Origin of the sequence: Actinoplanes lutulentus (assembly GCF_003259845.1) — a bacterium.
GTDB classification, from domain to species: Bacteria; Actinomycetota; Actinomycetes; order Mycobacteriales; family Micromonosporaceae; genus Actinoplanes; species Actinoplanes lutulentus.
The window spans coordinates 51,920-70,990 of record NZ_QLMJ01000031.1; the positions used below are offsets into that span (position 1 = coordinate 51,920).

Consider the following 19,071-nt stretch of genomic DNA (forward strand, 5'->3'; position numbering starts at 1 on the left):
CAAACCCGTACAGTCCCGGGGCATGGCCCTCAACCCGTGGCGGCTGCGCCTGCTGGCCGACCTGGCGACGTACGGCACGGTCCGAGCCGTCGCGCAGCGCGGCAACCTGAGCCCGTCCGCGGTGTCCCAGCAGCTGGCGACGCTGGAGCGGGAGACGCGTACCGCGCTGATCGAACGCACCGGCCGCCGCGTCCGCCTGACTGCCGCCGGGGTGCTGCTGGCCGGCCGGGCCCGGGAGATCCTGGCCGCCATGGACGCCGCCGAGGCCGAACTGCGCGGCCTGGCCGACGAACCGGCCGGAACCGTCACGGTCGCCGCGTTCCAGAGCGCGGTCCACGCCCTGGCCGAACCGGCGGTCGCTCATCTGGCGGCCCGCCATCCGGACGTCACCGTGGTCCTGCTGGAGCTGGAACCGCACGAGAGCATGCCGGCCCTGCGCCGCGGCGACGTCGACCTCATCATCACGACCGCGGACTTCGCCGGCGCCGAACTCGACCCGGCGATCGACCTGGTCCCGCTGGGCGAGGACGCGATCGTGCTGGTCCTGCCCCCGGAACACCCTCTGGCCGGCGCCGAGGCGGTCACCCTGGAGTCCTGCGCCGACCAGCGCTGGAGCTTCGATGTGGCCGGGTCGTACATGTCCGAGCTGGCCACGAGACTGTGCCGGGAGGCGGGATTCGAGCCCACGGTGATCTGCCGTTTCAACAACTACATGCTGGCGTTGCAGCACGTGGAGAACGGCCGCTCGATAGCGATGCTCCCGAAACTGGCGGTGGATCCGCGTTACCGGGTGGCGACCAGGCCCTTGAGCCCGTCGCTGACCCGCCGGATCACCGCCGCGGTCCGCCGCCCGTCCACCCCACGCCCCGAGGTGACCGCGGTGCTTACCGCTCTGCGTACCCGCGAGGCCTGACCGCCACAGCCGTTGCCGCGTGCTCTAGCTGCGATCTTGGCAAGCTCCGCCCGCTTTCGGCCCGAGCTTGCCGAGATCTGCCAGGGGTGAGCTCGACGAAGCTCTGCTCCGCGTGTCGAGTCGGGTGCGATCCCCACCCCGACTCGACTCCGATGTGTCCGATGAAATCCCGAGTCACCGACCGCGGATCTTGGAGTCGTCGCGGCGAGCCGTAGCTCAGACGTGTAATCCGGGCCTCAGAACAGGTCTGGACTACGGCTCAGGCCGGCGAGCCGTAGCCCAGACCTGTTATCCGGGTGCGAAAACGTATCTGAGCTACGGCTCGCCCGCGACAACCCCGCCACCAAGCAAGCGGCATCGGCCGGCCAGCCTGCACCGGGACCACGAGCAGCAGGACGATGGTCGCGGCTAGGAACGGTCCCCACCCGACAAAAGCCACATCCCGTAAAGAAGAGGAAGGCAACAACGCCAGGCACGCCACCGACACTGCCAGCGGATCCGTAGCCGCCCGACGATCGACGACAGCGGCCCGGCCGGGCGGTGCTGGAACCAGCGGGCCGCCAGCAGCGTCGTCGGCAGGAACACCACGATCATCGTGAAGGCCACCGCCTGGTCGGAAACCGGCCCCTAACCATGGATAGAGAAGCGGCCTCTACTGTGAGGCCACCATGTGGATCCTGCCCGCCCTGATCGCCGCCGCACAGATCGTCTACTGGCCGGTTCTGCCGCTGCTGCGCGACGATCCGGTGCCCGCCGGAGGCGCTGCCGTGGTCGTCGCCGCGACCCTGGTCACCGCCGCCGGGCTGGGTCTCCGCAGGCAACGGCCGCTGCACGCCCTCGGCGTCGTGGTCGCCGGGATCACCGTCGGGACCCTTGCCGCGCCGGACGGGCAGTACCTGTACGTCGACGGTGACGCGGTCCTGATCATCGCGGTCGCCGACATGATCGCGCTGTTCAGCGTCGCCGTCCGCGAACCGGCCCGGACCACGCTGCTGGCCGTCGCCGGCCTGGCGATCTGGCAGTCGGTGGTCACCTGGGAGGGGCCGTTCGGGTCGATCGTCATGGCCGGTGTCTACGCCGTCGTCGCCGCGTTCGGCCGGGTTCGCGGCAGGTGGAACTCCGACCGTGCCGCGGCCGTTCTCCGCCTCGAAGCCGCCCGCCAGGCACACCGCGAGGCCGCCGACGCCGAGCGGCGCCGCCTCGCCCGCGAACTCCACGACGTCACCGCCCACCACCTCACCTCCGTGGTGGTCAACGCGCAGGCCGCGCAGCTGCTCGGCGATCAGCGTCCGGAACTGCGGGACGAGGCGTTGCGCTTCGCCGCGCGCACCGGCCGGGACACCCTCGGCGCGCTGCGCCGCCTCGTCACGATCATGCCGGCGGGCTCGGAGGTCGACGAGACCGTGCCGACGCTGTCCGAATTAGCCCAGGACTTCAGCACGCTCGGCCAGCAGCTCACGCTCAGCCTCCCGGACGGCGAGCCTCCGGCCGACATCGCCGAGGCGATGCATGGCATCGCGCGCGAGGCGCTCACCAACACCCTGCGTTACGCGCCCGGCGGTTCGGTCACCCTTCATTTCGGGTACGCCGAAAGCGGCGCTGAACTGGTCGTCGAGGACCGTGGCCCAGGTGCGGAGTCGACCGGGGCAACCGGGCTCGGCGGTGGACGCGGAGTAACCGGGATGCGGGAACGGGCGGCGGCGCTGGGCGGAACTTTGCGGGCCGGTCCGCGTACCCAAGGGGGTTGGGAAGTGAGAGCGCATGTGCCGCGCGGCGTTCCCGGCGCCGCAGGCCGCCGGTTCCGGAGATTGGCGGCCAGTCGCGGCGTGCTCGACGCGGGGTTGATTCTGCTGGTCCTGCTGCTGCCGCTCGGCGGCCTGGCCTCGGAGGTGCTGCCGGCGACGGTCTGGTGGCTGGTGCTGGCCGCGATGATCGCGCACGCGGCGCCGCTCTGGTGGCGGCGGCGTTTTCCCTGGCAGGTGCTCGGTGCGGTGATCGCGACGGCGTGGCTCGGCCCGCTGCTGTACTTCACCGGTGTCGTGCCGCAGGACCTCGGATGGCTGTTTTTGTTCAGCGCGGGCGCGGAGCTGGTCGCGGTGCACGCCGCTGGTGATCACGGTGGGCGGCCCGGTTTGACCTGGATCGCGCCGGCGGTGACCGTGCTCTCGGTGCTGGCGCTCGCCACGATGATGGGAGCCGGCTCAGGAGGTTTTGTCGCGATGGTGCTGCTCACCGGGGTGTTCACGGTGCTGGTCAGTGTGGTGCTGGGGCCGCTGATGTTCGCGTCCTGGTGGTCCGGTGTCGCTACCCGTCGCCGCCGGGAGCTGCGCCGGCACCGGGAGGAAGGCGGGGTGGCGCTGGCGATGGCCGGCGCTGAGGCTCAGGCCCTCGCCGAACGGACCCGGATCGCCGACGGCCTGCGCGCGGACGTTCTCCGGCATGCCGCGGAGCTGCCGGAAGCGGCCGAACGCGGCGATCTGAACGGTGTGCTGGGTGCGGCCCGGCAGGCTCTCACCGCCATGCGATCGTTGCTCGACGGGATGTCTTCGTCGTCTTCCGTGAAGGAGGAGGTGCCGTCATCGCTGTCCGGGTCCTGATCGTCGACGACCAGCTGATGGTCCGTGCCGGTCTCTGCGCCATCGTCGGCTCGCAGCCCGATTTCGAGGTGGTGGGTGAGGCCGGCGACGGCGCGGCCGGTGTCGACCTGGCCGCCGCGCTGACGCCGGACGTGGTGCTGATGGACGTACGGATGCCGGGCGTCGACGGCATCACCGCGACGGCCCGGCTGACGGCGGGCCCGCAGCCGCCCCGGGTTTTGGTGCTGACCACGTTCCACCAGGACGCCTATGTGTTCCAGGCGTTGCGGGCCGGGGCATCGGGGTTCCTGCTCAAGGACGCCGAGCCGGCTGAATTGGTAGCGGCGATCCGAACGGTGGCCTCCGGCGAGGCAATGCTGAGCCCGGCGGTGACGCGGCGGCTGATCGACGCGTTCGCAGCGGGGGCGATCGCTGAGGCAGCGGCGCCGGACCCACGCCTGGACGCGTTGACGCCCCGCGAGAAGGACGTGCTGGTGACGATCGCCCAGGGCCGTTCGAACGCCGAGATCGCCGAGCAGCTCGGCATCGGCACCGGAACGGTGAAGACCCACGTGAACGCCCTGCTGTCCAAACTAGGCGTCCGAGACCGGGTCCAGGCCACGATCGTCGCGTATGACCTGGGCCTGGTCCGCCCTCGCTGACCGGCCCTTTCTGGCCGTCTTCGCTGGCGCGCCCTGCTTGCATGGTGTTGCTGGCTCGCGCGCATTGACTCGCCCCACGGCGATCCTGGCAACTTCGGCCCAGATTTCAGCCGCAGGTTGCCAAGGTCTGCCGGCGGGGCGGTCAGCGCACGCGCACGCGTTTTGTGTGCGTTCACCGCCCCTGCGCGAGTCTTCCGCGTGCTGTGGCACGCGCTGCGTGTCGAGTTTGGGTGCGGAGCGCGCCTCAATTCGACACGGGCGAGCGGCTTCGGGTCCGCGTGTCGATTTTGGGTGCGGATTGGACCTGAAATCGACACGCTCAGCCGTTCGAGGGCTCGGCGGTGTGGCGGGAGAAGACCGTTGTGGTGATCGCGGTGATAGTGGCGGCTATGGCTACGCGGACCCAGAAGTGCTGGAGCGGGCTGTCGGCGAACTGGGCCGAGCGGGCCATCAGGGTCAGCGCCACGTGCACCGGGAGCGGGATCAGGATGTAGGCGATCCAGGGCTTCAACATGGGAAGAAGTCTTCCGGCGCGACGGCATCGGCGGATCTGGCCGTGGGCGGACACGCCTCTCTATCGCTGGGCATAGACGCTCGGCGCCGGTGCTTCAGTGTGTGGAGGTCCAGCGGCGTTCGATGGTTACCAGGGTTCCGGTGGAGGTGGCGGTTACGCGTACGTCGCCGTAGGCGTTCATCAGGATGGCGCCCCGGCCCCGGTCCCGGGCCGGGGGACGGGCTCGCCAGCCGCCGAAGTCCTGGACTTCGATGCGTACCAGTTCGCCGGTCACCCGCAGGCGCAGGCGGACCTCGGGGCGGCTCGGGCGCTGGGCGTGTTCGACCGCGTTGTTGATGGCTTCGGTGGCGGCCACCTGGAGGTCGTAGAGCAGGTCCGGGTCCACCGCGTCGCCACGCATCGCGGTCTGCAGGTCGCGGCGGGCGGAGGCGGCGGCGGCCGGGCCGAGCGGGTACGACCAGGTGGTGTCGATCTCAGGCAGGCTGGCCGCCGGAGCGGCGGCCGGGTGGCGGCGGATCGCGACGACCGCGACGTCGTCGTGCTGGGGCTGCGGGATGTCGGCCAGGACCGCGTCGACCAGCGCGGTGACCGGGCGTCCGGCGAAGAACTCCCGGTCGCAGCGGGTACGCAGACGTTCCAGGCCCTCGTCGATCGGTTTCGGGAAGTCCTCGACCAGGCCGTCGGTGTAGAGCAGCAGCTGGCCGCCCGGCTCCAGGGTGTCGGTGTTCTGCCGGTACGACGCCCGGGTCAGCCCCAGCGGCGGCCCGACCCGGCCGGGCAGCAGCCGGGCCGGTACGCCGGGCGCCGAGTGCACCGGCATCGGGTGGCCGGCGCTGCACCACTCGAAACGGCCGGTGCGCGGGTCGAACCTGATTATCAGCAGGGTCGCGAAGAACGGGGTGTGCAGCCGGCCGACCAGCGCGGCCACCCGGGCGATCACGTGCGCCGGCGCCGGGTCCTCCACCAGGTACGCCCGGACGGCATTACGGATCTGCCCGGTCGTGACGGCCGCGCCGAGTCCGTGCCCGGCCACGTCACCGATGCTCACCACGAGGCTGCCGTCGGCGGTCTCGGCGACGTCGTACCAGTCGCCGCCGACCCGGCCGGACGCCGGGCGGTACGCCGTGTGCAGGTCCCAGCCGTCCCGCTCCGGCACACTTTCCGGCAGCACCGCCTGCTGCAGGGTGACCGTCATCTGCCGCTCGTGCTCCAGCTGCCAGCTGCTCTGCGCCAGCGAGGCCAGCATGTCGGCCAGTGGTGTGAGGATGGTGCGGGACTGCTCGGTGGGCGGCGACTCGGGGTCGATGCGGACGGCGATGCTGCCGATCCGCGTACCGTCGTGGCCTTTGATCTCGGCTTCGACGAGATCGAGCGCGAGGTCGAGTGGGGCGCCGGCGGTGAATCGCAGCACCGGCCGGTTGCCGCCGGCGTCCAGGACGGTGACCGCGGAGACGCCGTTCAGCAGGGCACGCGCCTGGTCGGTGGCGGTCTGGAACGCCTCTTCCAGCGCGCGACCGGAAGCGATCACCGCGGCGGTGTCCGCGAGGGCGGTCAGCTGTTCGGTGTGCGCGGCGCGCAGGCTGGCGAGTTCGAGGATGTTGCGGATCCGGGCGATCAGCTCGCGGGCGTGGAACGGCTTGACCACGTAGTCGTCGGCGCCGGCCGCGAGGCCTTCGACGCCCGACTCCTGGCCGGCGCGGGCGGAGAGCATCACGACCGGCAGGCTGCGGGTGGCCGGGTCGCCGCGCAGCTTGCGGACCAGGGCGAATCCGTCGAGGCGCGGCATCATCACGTCGGTGACCAGCAGATGCGGCCGGTTCCGGCCGATCGCCTGGAGGGCGGCCTCGCCGTCGGCGGCGGTCTGCACCTGCCAGCCCTCGGCGGTGAGCAGCCGGGACAGGTAGGCGCGCATGTCGCCGTTGTCGTCGGCGACCAGGATCCGGATGGCGCCGGTCCCGGAATCCGGCAACGTCTCGTCGATCCAGCCGGCCGTCTCGGTCGCGGCAGCCCGCGCGGCGTCGAGCGGCTCCGGAGCGCCATCCTCGGACTGAACACCGGAAAAACCAGGCGAAACGGTCGCTGCGGAGGACACCGGCATCGTCACCGTGAACGTCGTGCCGTCGCCCGGCGTGCTGACCACCTCGACGTCGCCGCCCGCCAGCCGGGACAGCTCGCGGACCAGCGCCAGCCCGATCCCGGTGCCTTCGTGACTGCGGGAGCGCGCACCCCGTACCCGATGGAATCGGTCGAAGAGCCGGGGCAGCTCGCTGGCGTCGATCCCGATGCCGGTGTCCGAAACTGATAGCCGAATCGCCGAGCCGTCGGACTCCAGGCGCACCCGGATCTCGCCGACGAACGTGAACTTCAGCGCGTTCGACAGCAGGTTCGTGACGATCCGCTCCCAGTGGCCCGGGTCGACCGCGACCGGCGCGGGCAGCGGGGGACAGTCGACGACCAGGCGCAGCCCGGTGCGTTCGATCGCCGACCGGAAGACGCCGGCCAGCTCAGACGTGTACCGCGCCAGATCCACCACGTGCGGGCTGGCGCCGGGCTCACCGGACTCGATGCCGGCGAACGTCAGCAGCTCGTTGACCAGCGAGAGCAGCCGGGTGGAGTTGCGCCACGCCGTGTCGACGCGGGTGCGCTGCGCCGGGCCGAGCGGCTCGGCGCGGTCCGCGAGAGCATCGCCGAGAGGACCCAGCATCAAGGTCAGTGGGGTACGGAACTCGTGGCTCACATTCGTGAAGAAATCCGTTTTCACCCGGTCCAGCTCGGCCAGCGCCGCTGCCCGATCACGCTCCTGTTGGTACGCCTGAGCGGTGCTGATCGCCGCCGTCACCTGCTGTGCCAGGAGCTGCAGGAACGAGCGGTACGTCTCGTCCAGGGCGCGGCTCGGGCTGACCCCGGTGACCAGGGCGCCTCCGGGCAGCGGGTGGGTGACCGCCGCGCGTACCAAATCGCCCCAGGGACCGCCGGTGAGGGTGAGCGGAACGTCGTTGATCTCGGCGGTGTCGCCGCCGGTGGCGGCACGCAGCCCCCACGGATCGTCCTCGGCGGCGTCGAGCACGAGGTGTCGCGGCAGGGCGGTCTCGTCGGTGCCGGACAGGGCGTGCCGGCGCAGGACATTGCCGTCCCGCAGGTAGATCGCGGCGAACGGGACGTCGAGCGGATGCTGGGCGAGCACCTCGGCGAGCCGGGCGCAGGTCCGCTCGACACCGGCCGGACCGTCGCCGTCGGGCAGGGCGAGGTCGCGCAGCAGCCGCAGCCGGCGCTCCCCGACGACCTGATCGGTGACCTCGCTGCACACGGTCAGGACGCCGACTGTGACGCCGTCGTCGTCGCGGGCCGGTGCGTGCGAGACGCTGAAGTACGCCTCCTCGCGGTACCCGGACCGGTCGAGCAGCAGCTGCAGGGCCGGCACCCAGCTGGCGACGCCGGTGGCCATCGCCTCGTCGATCAGCGGCCGCAGCACGTCCCAGCCCTCAGCCAGGGTCTCCCGGACGTCGAGGCCGAGCGCGGCCGGATGTTTGTCGCCGATCAGGCCGGAGTACGCGTCGTTGTAGAGCTGGGTGAAGTCCGGCCCCCAGAGCAGCAGCATCGGGTACCGCGACGAGAGCACGATGCGGACCGCCGCCTTGAGACTCTGCGGCCAGGTCTCGATCGCGCCGAGACGTGTCCCGGTCCAGTCGAGGCGCGCCATCAACCGGCCGGTTTCGCTCGCGGCCCCGAAGAGGTCCTCAGCCGGCGTCATTCCCGCACTCAATTCCGCGCCAACCCCATCCCCGCCCATTACCCAGCCGATGGACTCTTGCACACCACCCGGCGATAGTGCCTCGCCAGGGTCGTGTGCTGCCACGTCAGCGGCTTTTTCAACGGGTCAGGCCGCGAGCTTGTGCGCTTGCTCCAGCATCGCGTCGATCCCGGCCGGCGGCAGCGGGCGCGCGAAGTGGAAGCCCTGCACGAAGCGGTATCCCAGCTCGAAGAGCCGCTGGGCCTGCTCGACCGTTTCCACACCCTCAGCCACCGTACGCAGGCCCATCGAGTCCGCGATGCCGGTCAGCGCGATCGCGATGGCTTCCTGCTGCGGTGTGCCGTTGAGGCCGTCGACGAACGACTTGTCGACTTTGATGATGTCGACCGGGCAGGTACGCAGCAGACCGAGCGACGAGTGCCCGGTGCCGAAGTCGTCCAGGGCGATGCTGACGCCCAGCTGCGACAACGCGGTGACCGTCGCCAGGGCGCGGCCACCGCCGAACACCGCCGTCTCGGTGATCTCCACGGTCAGCTGCGCCGCCGGTACGCCGTGCCGGGCGAGCGCCGACGCCACCACGTCCATGAGGCCCGGGTCGAGCAGCTGACGTGCCGAGACGTTGACCGCGATGGAACGCAGGGCGTCCGGCCCGTGCCGGCGTCGCCAGGCGGCCGCCTGCGCGCAGACCTCGTCGATGATCCAGGCGCCGAGCTCGACGATCAGCCCGGTGTCCTCGGCGACCGGGATGAAGTCGGCGGGGGAGACGATCGTGCCGTCCGGCCGGGACCAGCGGATCAACGACTCGACCCCGGTCATCCGGCCGTCGGGCAGCTCGACGATCGGCTGGTACAGCAGGTGGAAATCGCCGGCGGTGAGCGCTCGGCGCAGGTCGGCGGCGATGGTCGCGCGCTGGGTGAGGCGGCGCTCCAGCGACGCGTCGTACCGGACCAGCTGCTGGCCGGGGTTCAGCGTGGCCTCGCGCAGCGCCAGCTCGGCCCGGCGGAACAGATCGTCGGTGCCGTCGGCGATCCCGATCGACAGGTCGACGACGACCTCGTGGCCGGCGGCCTCGAACGAGCCGTCCCCGATGAGGAATTCGGGGTACCCGGGCAGGAGCACGCCGAACTCGTCCCCACCGAGGCGAGCCACAATGGCGTCGGCGCCGGCTCGTTCGCCGGCCATGCTTTCCAGCCGCTGGCCGAAAGCGATCAGCAGCGCGTCACCCACCTCCGGCCCCAGGCCGTCGTTGATCGACCGGAAGTCCTTCAGGTCGATCAGCACCACCGTGTGCGGCTCGGTGACGGCGGCCGCGGCGGCGGTGAAGTACCGGCGGCTGTACAGGCCGGTCAGCTCGTCGTGCATGGCGTGGTGGGCGACCGAGTCCAGCAGCGTGGAGTTCTCCGAGAGCGCCATCGCCTGCCGGGCCACCACCAGCAGCAACAGCAGAGCGGTGCCGGCCACCTGGACCGTGCTCAGATGTCCGGTACGCAGGACCACGATGGCGACCAGCACACTGGTCAGGCCGGTGGCGACGAGCGGGACGGCGGTGCTGCGCCGGTAGATCGCGAGAGGTTTCCGGCGCTGCTGCGGCGGCTTCTTGAGACCGAAATGGGCGGCCATCGCCCCGAACAGGCCGACGAACGGCAGCACCGCGGCGCTGCCGTTGAGGTGCGGCCACTGTTTCAGCAGCGTCATCAGGACCGTGGAGAGCGGCCCGGCCAGCCCGATCGGCGCCAGCCACCACAGGGCGGACCGGGGCACCGGGCTTTCCCTCGCCGCCATGATCTTCACGACGACCACGACGCCGGCCACCGCGATCGCCATCATCGCGATGTTCAGCCACCAGGCCGACGTGCTGACGCCGAAGCGGTCCATGAACCAGCCGACGTACTGCGACGCCGCGATCCCGGCGGTCACCGCCACCACGGCGACGTCCAGCACGGCCGTGGTGAGCTGCCGCCAGCTGCGCCCGCCGCCCGGCAGCCGCAGCAGCGCCGAGATCGCCAGGATCGTGCCGATCACGTAGAGGCTCAACGTGCGGGAGCCGATCGGCGGCATCCCGTCGAACGGGATCGTGGCGACGTCGACGGTCTGGCTGACCGAGGCCACGAGGACGAAGCTCATCGCCACGCCGACCCGTCGCCAGAACGTGTGCAGGGCGCCCTCGGTCGCCTTCGCGGCATGCAGGAAGGCGGCGGCCGCCATCGCCGGGCCGACCACGGCGGGCACCCAGACCAGCAGGTTCGGGAAACCGGCGCGGATGCCCAGCACGATCAGGAGGGTCTCGGCCACGGCCATCACGACAGCGATCGGAAGGAACCAGGCGACCACGACCACCTCCCTCCGCGCCCGAAATACTCGTCGAACGTCGAAATCGGCGGGGACGTGGCCGAAATGAGGATCGTCCTACAGTTGGGATCATGATTCGAGCCGTGGTCATCGACGTGGACGACACGCTGTGCATGACCGAGGAGGCCTCGTTCACGCTGGAGAACGAGGTTCTGGCCGAGATGGGCCGTGCGCCCATGCCGCGGTCGCTGCATCTCGCGACGTGGGGCGCGCCACTGGTGGAGGCGATGCCGCACCGCTCACCGGGCCTGGATCTCGACGAGTTCGGACCCCTGTTCCAGGCCGCGATGAGCCGGCACGTGGACGACGGGCTGCTCGACGTCATCCCGGCCGTGAACCTGCGGGCGCTCGACGAGCTTCTTTCCCGTGGGTACGCGTTGATGCTGCTCACGTCGCGTACCGAGATCGAGGTACGGCACATGGTCGCGCCCGATCACGTGCTCGCGTCCCGGATCAGCGCGGTCTATCACCGGGGCAACACGCGTTTCGGCAAACCGGACCCGCGGGCGTTCGACGAACTGCTCGGTCAGACCGGATTGACGCCGGCGCAGTGCGTCTACGTGGGTGACTCGCCGGGCGACGCGCTGGCGGCCGGCGGCGCGGGGATCCCGTTCATCGCGTGCCTGCAGAGCGGGGTGCGCCGGTTGTCCGATTTTGATCCGCAGTTCGTGACGGCCGCGATCGACGCCTTCCCCGAGGTGGTCGACGTGGTCGCCCGGATCACTGGCTCGCCGGTTGTCGACAAACGCTCCCACGACGGCACAATGGCTGCATGCCGGATTCCGTTCGATGACCCTCACCGTGCAGATTCTTGATTCCGGACGGCTGGCTGCGGTACGGCGTACCGGCCTGCTCGACACCGGTTCGGAAGAGGCGTTCGATCGGCTGACCCGGCTCGCCGCGACGCTGCTGGGCACTCCGTACGCGTTCGTCACGATCGTCGACGACACCCGATCGTTCTGGAAGAGCTGCATCGGCGTGGACGGCCCGGAACGGCAGAACACCGTCCAGGAGTCGTTCTGCCAGTACGTGGTGAACTCCGGCGCCGAACTGATCGTGCCGGACACCAGGGCCGACCCGCTGACCGCGGACAACCCGTCGAACGACTCGATGGGCGTCGCGGCCTGGGCCGGTTTCCCGGTCCGCTCGCCGGACGGGCACGTGCTCGGCACGTTCTGCGCCGTCGACACGGTGACCCGGTCCTGGACGCCGCACGACATCGAGGTCCTGAAGACCCTCGCGCAGGCCGCAGCGGGGGAGATCGCCCTGCGGGAGGCCGCCGACGAGGCCCGGGCCGCTGCCGCCCGCGCCGAACAGCTGGCCGACACCCTGCAGCAGAGCCTGCTCCCGCCGATGCTGCCGGAGATCCCCGGTGTGGAGGTGGCCGTCCGTTACCGTCGCGCCACCGCCGGCACCGCCGACGTCTACGGCGACTTCTACGACGTCTTTCCTTCGGTACGCGACGCCTGGGCGGTAGTCGTCGGCGACGTCGCGGGCAAAGGCCCGCAGGCCGCGAAGGTGACCGCGCTGGCCCGGTACACACTGCGGGCCGCCGCCGCCCGGTGCACGACCCCCAGCGCCAACCTCCTGACGCTCAACGCGGCGCTGCTCGGCTGGTACACCGATGACCCGCGGTTCCTCACCGCTATCCACGCCACGCTGCGCACGCATCCGGACGGGATCAGCGTCCGGGTCAGCTGCGGCGGCCACGACCCGGCGCTGATCCGCCGGGCCGACGGCCGCATCCAGTCGCTGGGCCGGCACGGCCTGGTCCTCGGCTGGCGGTCGGAGCCCACCCTGCACGATCAGCGCACGGTGCTGCGCCGCGGCGACAGCCTGGTGATGTTCACCGACGGTGTCACCGAGGCGCGCCGGGCCGGCGATCGTGAGCTGTTCGGCCCGGAGCGGCTGCGCGAGGTCATCGCCGGCACAGCCGGTGGCTCCGCCGAGAAACTCGCCGAGGCGATCGACGAGGCCGTCACGACGTTCACCGGAGGCCATGCCAGCGACGACACGGCCATCCTGGTGCTGCACGTCTGATCAGGCCGCCGGGTTGAAGGTGATTCCGGCGGGCTTGGCCTCGGTCAGCAGGGCCACGAAGTTGGCGTCCTTCAGGCCGAAGTTCGCGCTGCCGAAGTCGTAGTTGCTCAGCGTCGTGCGGATCGCCGTGGACGGGAAACCGTTCCAGCCGACCAGCGACGGGTACTGCCAGGCGTGGTACGCGTTCTCGGCCGGCTCGTCACCCGAGTTCGCCAGCCGGAACGTGTGCGTGCTGGCCCCGTCCTTGTGATAGACGATCTTCGGGTGGTTCCCGGTCCAGACGGCGCTGCTCGCGGCGGAGATGCTGAAGTCGCCGTGCGCCGACGTGGCCACGTATTTCGCCACGTCGTTCTGCACCCAGACGACCACGTGCTCCCAGTCGTGGCGGTGGCCGCCGATCGAACTGTTCGCGAGCGCCTGGTCCTTCTCGAAGTAGAGTCCGTACGCGATACCGCACCAGCCGTTGTTGCACTTGTACCGCGAGTACCCGTTGGTGTTGTCCAGGTCGGCCGTGTCGTGGCAGTCGCCGCTGAGCGAGCCGGCCGGCTTGAGGCCGCCGTTCACCGTGCCGCTGGACCCGATGGCCGGCGTGGGGTAACAGCCGTCGGTGTCGTAGTCGTACGCCGGCTGCCATTTCGTCTCGATGGCTTCGGCATTGCCGGGGAGCTCGGCCGGGGGAGCGGCGAGGGCGGGGACGGCCGTGGCGACGACCAGGGCGAGGGCGGTGGCGGCGACGAACGCCGTGCGGCGAACCATGAGTCAGAATCCTGTTCGATCCAGGACCAACAATCAATAGACGATCATCAAACTGTTGGCGACGAAATCGAGCCCCCCGCGCGGCTGGGGATCCGATAGCCGCGCACCTGGCCCTTGCCGGCGGCCTTCGCCTCGTAGAGTGCGGTGTCCGCCTCGTGCACGAGCTGGTCGAGAGTGCGTCCCGGTTCGCTGGTCACGGTGACGCCGACGCTGCCGCGGACACACATCTGCTCGCCCGCGATGATCATCGGGAGCGCGAACTCCCGCAGGATCCGCTCACCCACGGCGACCGCGTCGCCGAGATCAAGGACCTGGGGTACGACCACCGCGAACTCGTCGCCACCGAGGCGAGCCGCGATGTCGCCGGCCCGCAGCGCTCGCGTGATCCGGTCGCCGGCCCCGGTCAGCAGGGCGTCGCCGGCGGCGTGCCCGAGGGTGTCGTTGACCTGCTTGAACCCGTCCAGGTCGAGCAGCAGCACCGCGGTGACCGTGCCGGGTGCGGCCTGCGCCAGCATGGCGGCGCCGCGGGTGTGGAAGGCAGCCCGGTTGGGCAGCCCGGTCAGGTTGTCGTGGTGTGCCAGGTGGTCGAGCCGGTGCCGCTGCTCCTCCAGGTCGATGAAGAGCTGCCGGACGACGAGCGAGTTGAGGATCTGCCGGACCACGGCCAGCGCGGACGTGCCCAGCAGCGTGCCGACCAGCACCGGGCTCAGTGTCCCGGTGGCCACGTACGGCACCGCCACCGACGCGAGCGCGATGATCACCGGGAGGTGCGGCAGGGTGCTCCACACCGCGTCGAACTGGCGGTGTGCCCCGGTGCCCTCGTCCGCTTCCAGAGTGCTGCGGCTGGCCAGCGCGATGATCAGTCCGGCGATCAGGTAGACGGCGCCGAGGCCGGACGCGTACCAGGGCAGGCCTTGCGTCTGGTTGTGCATGCTGATCAGCGCGGCGAGGGTGAACATGCCCATGCCGGCGGCGAGTACCCGCATGGCTCGATAGCGGCGGGAGTCGGCCCGGGACATCACCATCAGGGCGATCGAGGCGGCGAGGATCTCGGCGACCACGGTCACCGCGAACTGGACCCGTTCACCGGGCTCCAGCTGCTCGGCGACCGGGGCGAGCGCGAACTGCCAGGCCGTCGCGAAGATCGCCCCGGCGACGGTGGCGACGTCGATCAGGTACGTGCCGCGGGCCAGCCAGCTTCTGAACGGCGGTACCGCCACCAGGATCGCCGGCACCGCGACGACCGCCGCCGAGATGCTGGCGAGGTCCGCCGCGGTTTCCAGCCACTGGCGGCCACCGGCCAGGCCGTCAACGGTGTAGAGCGAGTACGAGCCGCCGAGCAGCACGCCCGACGCCGCGCCGAAGAGCACGCCGGCTCGCTGCCGGCCCCGGTACACGCGTGCCTGCCGCCAGAACCCGGCCGCCGCGTACCAGCCGGCAGCCGCGATCGGCAGACAGGCCACCACGAGACCGGCAGCCTCGGACAGATGCGGCAGGACGAGTTGCAGCAGGAGGCCCGCGACGCCGATGACGCCCAGACGCGTCAGCAGCCGGTTCCTCACGGCCTCCCCATCGGCACGCCGAGGTCCGGCTGAAGGGGTCAGCCGGCCAACTCGCCGGCGACGCCGTTGCCGCCGGGCAGCAACACGTCGGCGCCGTAGAAGACCCAGCCCTTGCCGTCCTTGCCGTCACGGGCGATGCCGGAGCGCCCGGCGAAGGCATCCGTGCCCTCGTCCCAGATGGCCGGATGCCCGTCCGGTGTCCGTTTCTCGCCCGGAACGTCCGGCATGTAGATCCACGTCGGCTGGGATTTCGCGTTGCCAGGGACGGCGGCGCTCGTCGATCCAGGCATTGGTCAGTACGCGTTGTGCGTACGCATCGGGGTTGTCTGTTGCGGAGACCCGGCGCCAGTGCAGAAAGAGTTCCCAACGACGGTCCCGACCACACGGAAATCTCCATCGTCGAGGTTGCATGTGACTTCCGGCCCTGCCGATCACGGGCCCGGCGCGGTTTCGTGGAGAGATGGACACCAGCTTCGTCCCACCGTCGCGCGGGGTTCTGATCGAATGCGTGCGCGCGGCGACGACGGCGCCGTCGCTGCACAACAGCCAGCCCTGGCTGTTCCGCGTCGACCCGCCCGCGATCGAGGTGGTCGCGGACGCCGCGAGGCGCCTCCCGGTGATCGATCCGGACGGCCGCGAACATCTCATCAGCGTGGGCGCGGCCGTTTTCACCTTGCGCATCGCGCTGGCGCGCGCCGGTTATTCGGTACGCACGGAGCTCCTGCCGCCGCCCGTCTGTGCTCGGGTCATCGCGGGTTTTCCCCGGCATGCTGATGCGGTGACCGAGGCGCTGGCCGCCGCGATTCCGCACCGGCACACCAATCGATGGCCGTTCGCGCAGGTGGCGGTGCCGGCCGATGCTCTCGCTCGGTTGCGGGCGGCCGCTCGGCAGGAGGGCGCGTTCCTGAACGTCGCCGACCCGGCCGGCCGGGACGCGATCCTGGGGCTGGCGCGTGCGGCGGACGGCTGGCTGCGGGAGAGGCCGCACTACGCGGAGGAGATCGCCCGGTGGACCGGCCGCAACGCGCGTCACGACGGTGTCCCGGAGTGGGCGGCGGGCCCGTGGGATGCCCTGGAAGTGATGCCGGTGCGTGATTTCGTGGCGTCACCGGGAGCGCGGGTGCCGTTCGAGCCGCATCCGACAGTGCTGGTTCTGTCGACGCAGGAGGACACGCCGCTGGACTGGTTGCGGGCCGGGCAGGCATTGCAGCGGGTGCTGCTGACCGCGACGTTGCTGGGTTTGGCGGCTACGCCGATCAGTCAGCCGGTCGAGGTGCCGTCGGTCCGGGTTCAGCTGACGCGGCGGAAAGCGCAGATGGTGATCCGGGTCGGCTATGGGCGGGTGGCCGGGCGGTCCCCGCGGAGGCCACTGAGTGAGGTGCTGATCTGAGGTGCTGTCTGATCGCTGCCGTTGTGCGGGGTTCGTCGCCGGTGGCCAGCAGGTCGAGCAGGGCGCCACGCAGGACGCTCAGCGCGAGGGTCCGGCTGGCGATCCCGTCGGCGGTCTCCCGTTCGGCCGGTGGCTGGCAGGTTGTCAGGACATCGAGCCAGTCGTCGACAGTGGCCCGGGCAAACCCCGCCCACGCACCGTCCGGTTCGACGAGCGACCGGGTGTAAGCCTCGGCCCAGAGCCTCAAGAGCGGCCGGTGTTCCGGGGCGGCGAGCCAGGCCCAGATCCGCTCGACCGCGTCCGGCAGGTCCAGGGCGTGGCCGGTGTTGTCCAGGAGCTTGAGCTCGTCCGCTCGTGCTCGGGTGAGCAGGGCCCGGACCAGGCCGTCCTTGCTGCCGAAGAGGAACAGCAGCACCCGCGGACTGGACCCGATCGCCGCCGACAACGGGCGCAGTGACAGGTCGGCGAGGCCGTTGTCCAGGGCGTACCGATAAGCGGCCTCGAGAAGCTCGTCCTGCCGTGCGGTCATGGCGGTACTCTATCGTCGACTGAAACAGTCGTTTCAGTGGAGGTTGTGATGGTCACGGTGCGCAGGGCCGATCAAGCGGGTGACCTGGGCTGGATGGTGATGGCGCACGGCGAGGTCTACCAGCGCGAGTTCGGCTGGAACACGTCGTTCGAGGCCCTGGTCGCCCAGATCGTCGCCGGTTTTGCTGACCCCGCTGCGAAGCGCGACCCGGCGCGGGAGGCGGCCTGGATCGCCGAGGCCGACGGTGTGCGCGCCGGCTGCGTCATGCTGGTCGCCACCGCGGACCCGGGCGTGGCCAGGCTGCGCGTCCTGCTGGTCACCGAAGCGGCCCGCGGCCACGGCCTCGGCGGCACGCTGGTGCGCGAGTGCCTGAGCTTCGCCCGCGCGGCCGGATATCACCAGGTGACGCTGTGGACGGTCGACGAGTGCGTGTCGGCCCGGCGCATCTACGAGGCGGAGGGCTTCACGCTGCGGTCGGAGGAGCCGCACCCGGGTTTCGCGTACCCGGTCACCGGCCAGACCTGGACGACGTCACTGTCAGGAGCCCTTCGTGATACGCGGTGTTGACATTGAAAGAGCGTTCACGTCTACTTCTGACACGTCGTCGTGGCGCGTAGGGAACCTCGCGCTGTGGGAACGTGCACGGACCCTGCACAGAGAGCGAGCTCATGACGTCATCTCTGGCTCCGAACGATGTCGACCGGGCGGTGTTCCGGCAGCCGGCGCCTGGTGGGCGCGGCTATCACGAGGGTGAGGTCGACGCGTTCCTCAAGGACGTGGCGGCCGAGATGCGACGCCTCGCGGCGGAGAACCAGGCGCTCAGCGAACAGCTTCAGCACGACGACCTCCGCGGCCATCTGCGCAAGCTCGAAGACCGCTGCGCCGAGGCGGAGGAACGCGCCCGCGCCGTCCAGGCCGAACTCGAACAGGCCCGCGCTTCCCTCGGCCGGACGGGTGCCGCCGCGTCTGCGGCCTGGCCGGAGACATCGGCCAACCCGCAGGTGATCGAGCTGGCCGAACGCACCGCGGGCGAGTTCTTGGCCGAGGCCCGCAAGGAGTGCGACGAGGTACTGCACAAGGCCGGCACCGAGGCGGGGCTTTTGGTCAGCGACGCCGAACTGCGCGCGTCGACGATCGCCGCGGACGCCCGCCACCGCCACGCCGAACGCGTGATGGCACTTCCGGCTAAGCGTGCGGCGGCTCTGGATCGCATCGAGGCCCTGCGCGAGGAGGCCCGCAGCCGCCGCGAAGCCATCAACAACGAGATGACCCAACGCCTCCAAGACCTGATAGGCGCGTAGCCCACCCCAGCGGGGGCACCTCCCAGCCGGGGTGTGCGTCTGCGTTGCGTCCGCGTGCGCGTTCCATCTGCGTGCGCGTTGCGTCCGCGTCCCGTGCGCGTCCGCGTCCTGTCTGCGTCCCCCTCTGCCCCCCCGAAGCCGTCCCCGCCCGTGGCCTTCCGTCGCGATCTTGGTCCCCGGACCACAGCCGGATGGGAACGCCGGCCCAACATCGCGCGGATCAAGGCGGGCGTGTCGATTTAGGGTTAGCTACGCTCCCAAACTCGACACGCTGACCGCACGTCGCTTGTCTGTGTCGACTTGAGGTTCGCTACGCGCCCGAAGTCGACACGTACCGCCGGAGGCGCGCTCGCGGCGTGTCGATTTTCGGCCCTCGCCGGGCGGAAACCGGACCCGACCGTTGCCCGAGCCGGCGCCTGTCCGAGCCGAGCCGCTGGTCGAGCTGAGCCGCGGGTGGAGCTGAGCCGCTGTCCGAGCCGAGCCGTTGCCGAAGCCGAGCCGCTGGTCGGAGCTGGCCGCTGGGCAAGCCGAGCCGTAGCTCAGATACGTCATCATGCCCTCATAAGGTGCCCGGACGACGGCTGCGGGGCACGAGCCGTAGCTCAGATACGTCATCGCAGCTCCATGACATGTCTGAGCTACAGAGAGGATTGGTGGTGAGCACCTCCCGCCCGGGGTCTGACCCACTGAGCTACTGACTTCGGGTCTTCGAGCCGATCTGTCGGCTT

The 19,071-nt window shown here is 70.6% G+C and carries 14 protein-coding genes; 8 read left to right on the forward strand and 6 right to left on the reverse strand.

Translation table 11 applies throughout. The annotated features are described in order from the left end of the window. Window positions 1-22: 22 nt before the first annotated feature. The 3 genes from B0I29_RS43565 (at window position 23) to B0I29_RS43575 (ending at window position 4,151) form a co-directional block, all read left to right on the forward strand. Complete coding sequence (locus tag B0I29_RS43565; RefSeq protein WP_111655064.1) at window positions 23-913, forward strand: LysR family transcriptional regulator; 891 nt, start codon at window positions 23-25, stop codon at window positions 911-913. A gap of 668 nt (window positions 914-1,581) precedes the next feature. Next, window positions 1,582-3,510, forward strand: coding sequence for a sensor histidine kinase (locus tag B0I29_RS43570; protein WP_111655065.1), 1,929 nt, complete (start codon window positions 1,582-1,584; stop codon window positions 3,508-3,510). A 17-nt stretch (window positions 3,511-3,527) separates the two neighbouring features. Continuing rightward, the gene (locus B0I29_RS43575) at window positions 3,528-4,151 is read left to right on the forward strand and encodes a response regulator (RefSeq protein WP_221402989.1); all 624 of its coding nucleotides are present in this window, start codon (window positions 3,528-3,530) and stop codon (window positions 4,149-4,151) included. Window positions 4,152-4,470: 319 nt separating this feature from the next. On the opposite strand, the gene B0I29_RS43580 is transcribed toward B0I29_RS43575, so the two are convergent. The 3 genes from B0I29_RS43580 to B0I29_RS43590 form a co-directional block, all read right to left on the reverse strand. Further along, complete coding sequence (locus tag B0I29_RS43580; RefSeq protein WP_111655067.1) at window positions 4,471-4,665, reverse strand: hypothetical protein; 195 nt, start codon at window positions 4,663-4,665, stop codon at window positions 4,471-4,473. A gap of 94 nt (window positions 4,666-4,759) precedes the next feature. After that, complete coding sequence (locus tag B0I29_RS43585; RefSeq protein WP_111655068.1) at window positions 4,760-8,416, reverse strand: SpoIIE family protein phosphatase; 3,657 nt, start codon at window positions 8,414-8,416, stop codon at window positions 4,760-4,762. A 126-nt stretch (window positions 8,417-8,542) separates the two neighbouring features. Further along, window positions 8,543-10,747, reverse strand: a complete 2,205-nt coding sequence (locus tag B0I29_RS43590; RefSeq protein WP_245973199.1) for a putative bifunctional diguanylate cyclase/phosphodiesterase — start codon at window positions 10,745-10,747, stop codon at window positions 8,543-8,545. An 89-nt stretch (window positions 10,748-10,836) separates the two neighbouring features. On the opposite strand from B0I29_RS43590, the gene B0I29_RS43595 reads away from it, so the two are divergent. Further along, window positions 10,837-11,580 (forward strand): HAD family hydrolase, encoded by a 744-nt coding sequence (locus B0I29_RS43595; protein ID WP_111655069.1) that lies wholly within the window; start codon window positions 10,837-10,839, stop codon window positions 11,578-11,580. After that, window positions 11,555-12,805 carry a GAF domain-containing SpoIIE family protein phosphatase gene (locus B0I29_RS43600; RefSeq protein ID WP_111655070.1) on the forward strand — a complete coding sequence of 417 codons (1,251 nt, stop codon included), beginning with the start codon at window positions 11,555-11,557 and terminating at the stop codon, window positions 12,803-12,805. Before B0I29_RS43595 ends, B0I29_RS43600 begins: the two co-directional genes overlap by 26 nt. Here B0I29_RS43600 and B0I29_RS43605 read toward each other — a convergent pair whose 3' ends face one another. The 3 genes from B0I29_RS43605 to B0I29_RS43615 are packed head-to-tail and all read right to left on the reverse strand — an operon-like array spanning window position 12,806 to window position 15,350. Beyond that, window positions 12,806-13,561 (reverse strand): NPP1 family protein, encoded by a 756-nt coding sequence (locus tag B0I29_RS43605; RefSeq protein ID WP_111655071.1) that lies wholly within the window; start codon window positions 13,559-13,561, stop codon window positions 12,806-12,808. 47 nt (window positions 13,562-13,608) lie between these two features. Beyond that, window positions 13,609-15,123: a GGDEF domain-containing protein gene (locus tag B0I29_RS43610; protein ID WP_111655072.1), complete on the reverse strand. Its 1,515-nt coding sequence runs from the start codon at window positions 15,121-15,123 to the stop codon at window positions 13,609-13,611. A gap of 38 nt (window positions 15,124-15,161) precedes the next feature. Further along, on the reverse strand, window positions 15,162-15,350 hold the full coding sequence (locus B0I29_RS43615) for a hypothetical protein (RefSeq protein ID WP_146617099.1): 189 nt from the start codon (window positions 15,348-15,350) through the stop codon (window positions 15,162-15,164). Between the two features lie 233 nt (window positions 15,351-15,583). Between B0I29_RS43615 and B0I29_RS47255 the strand changes: the two genes are divergently transcribed. From B0I29_RS47255 to B0I29_RS43635, 3 genes are all read left to right on the forward strand, one after another. Beyond that, entirely contained in the window at window positions 15,584-16,513 is a 930-nt protein-coding gene (locus B0I29_RS47255; RefSeq protein ID WP_111655074.1) for an Acg family FMN-binding oxidoreductase, read from the forward strand. Window positions 16,514-17,078: 565 nt separating this feature from the next. Further along, a complete protein-coding gene (locus B0I29_RS43630; RefSeq protein ID WP_245973200.1) occupies window positions 17,079-17,609 on the forward strand; it encodes a GNAT family N-acetyltransferase in 531 nt (176 codons plus the stop codon). A gap of 101 nt (window positions 17,610-17,710) precedes the next feature. Continuing rightward, on the forward strand, window positions 17,711-18,343 hold the full coding sequence (locus tag B0I29_RS43635; protein WP_111655075.1) for a DivIVA domain-containing protein: 633 nt from the start codon (window positions 17,711-17,713) through the stop codon (window positions 18,341-18,343). Window positions 18,344-19,071 lie beyond the last annotated feature (728 nt).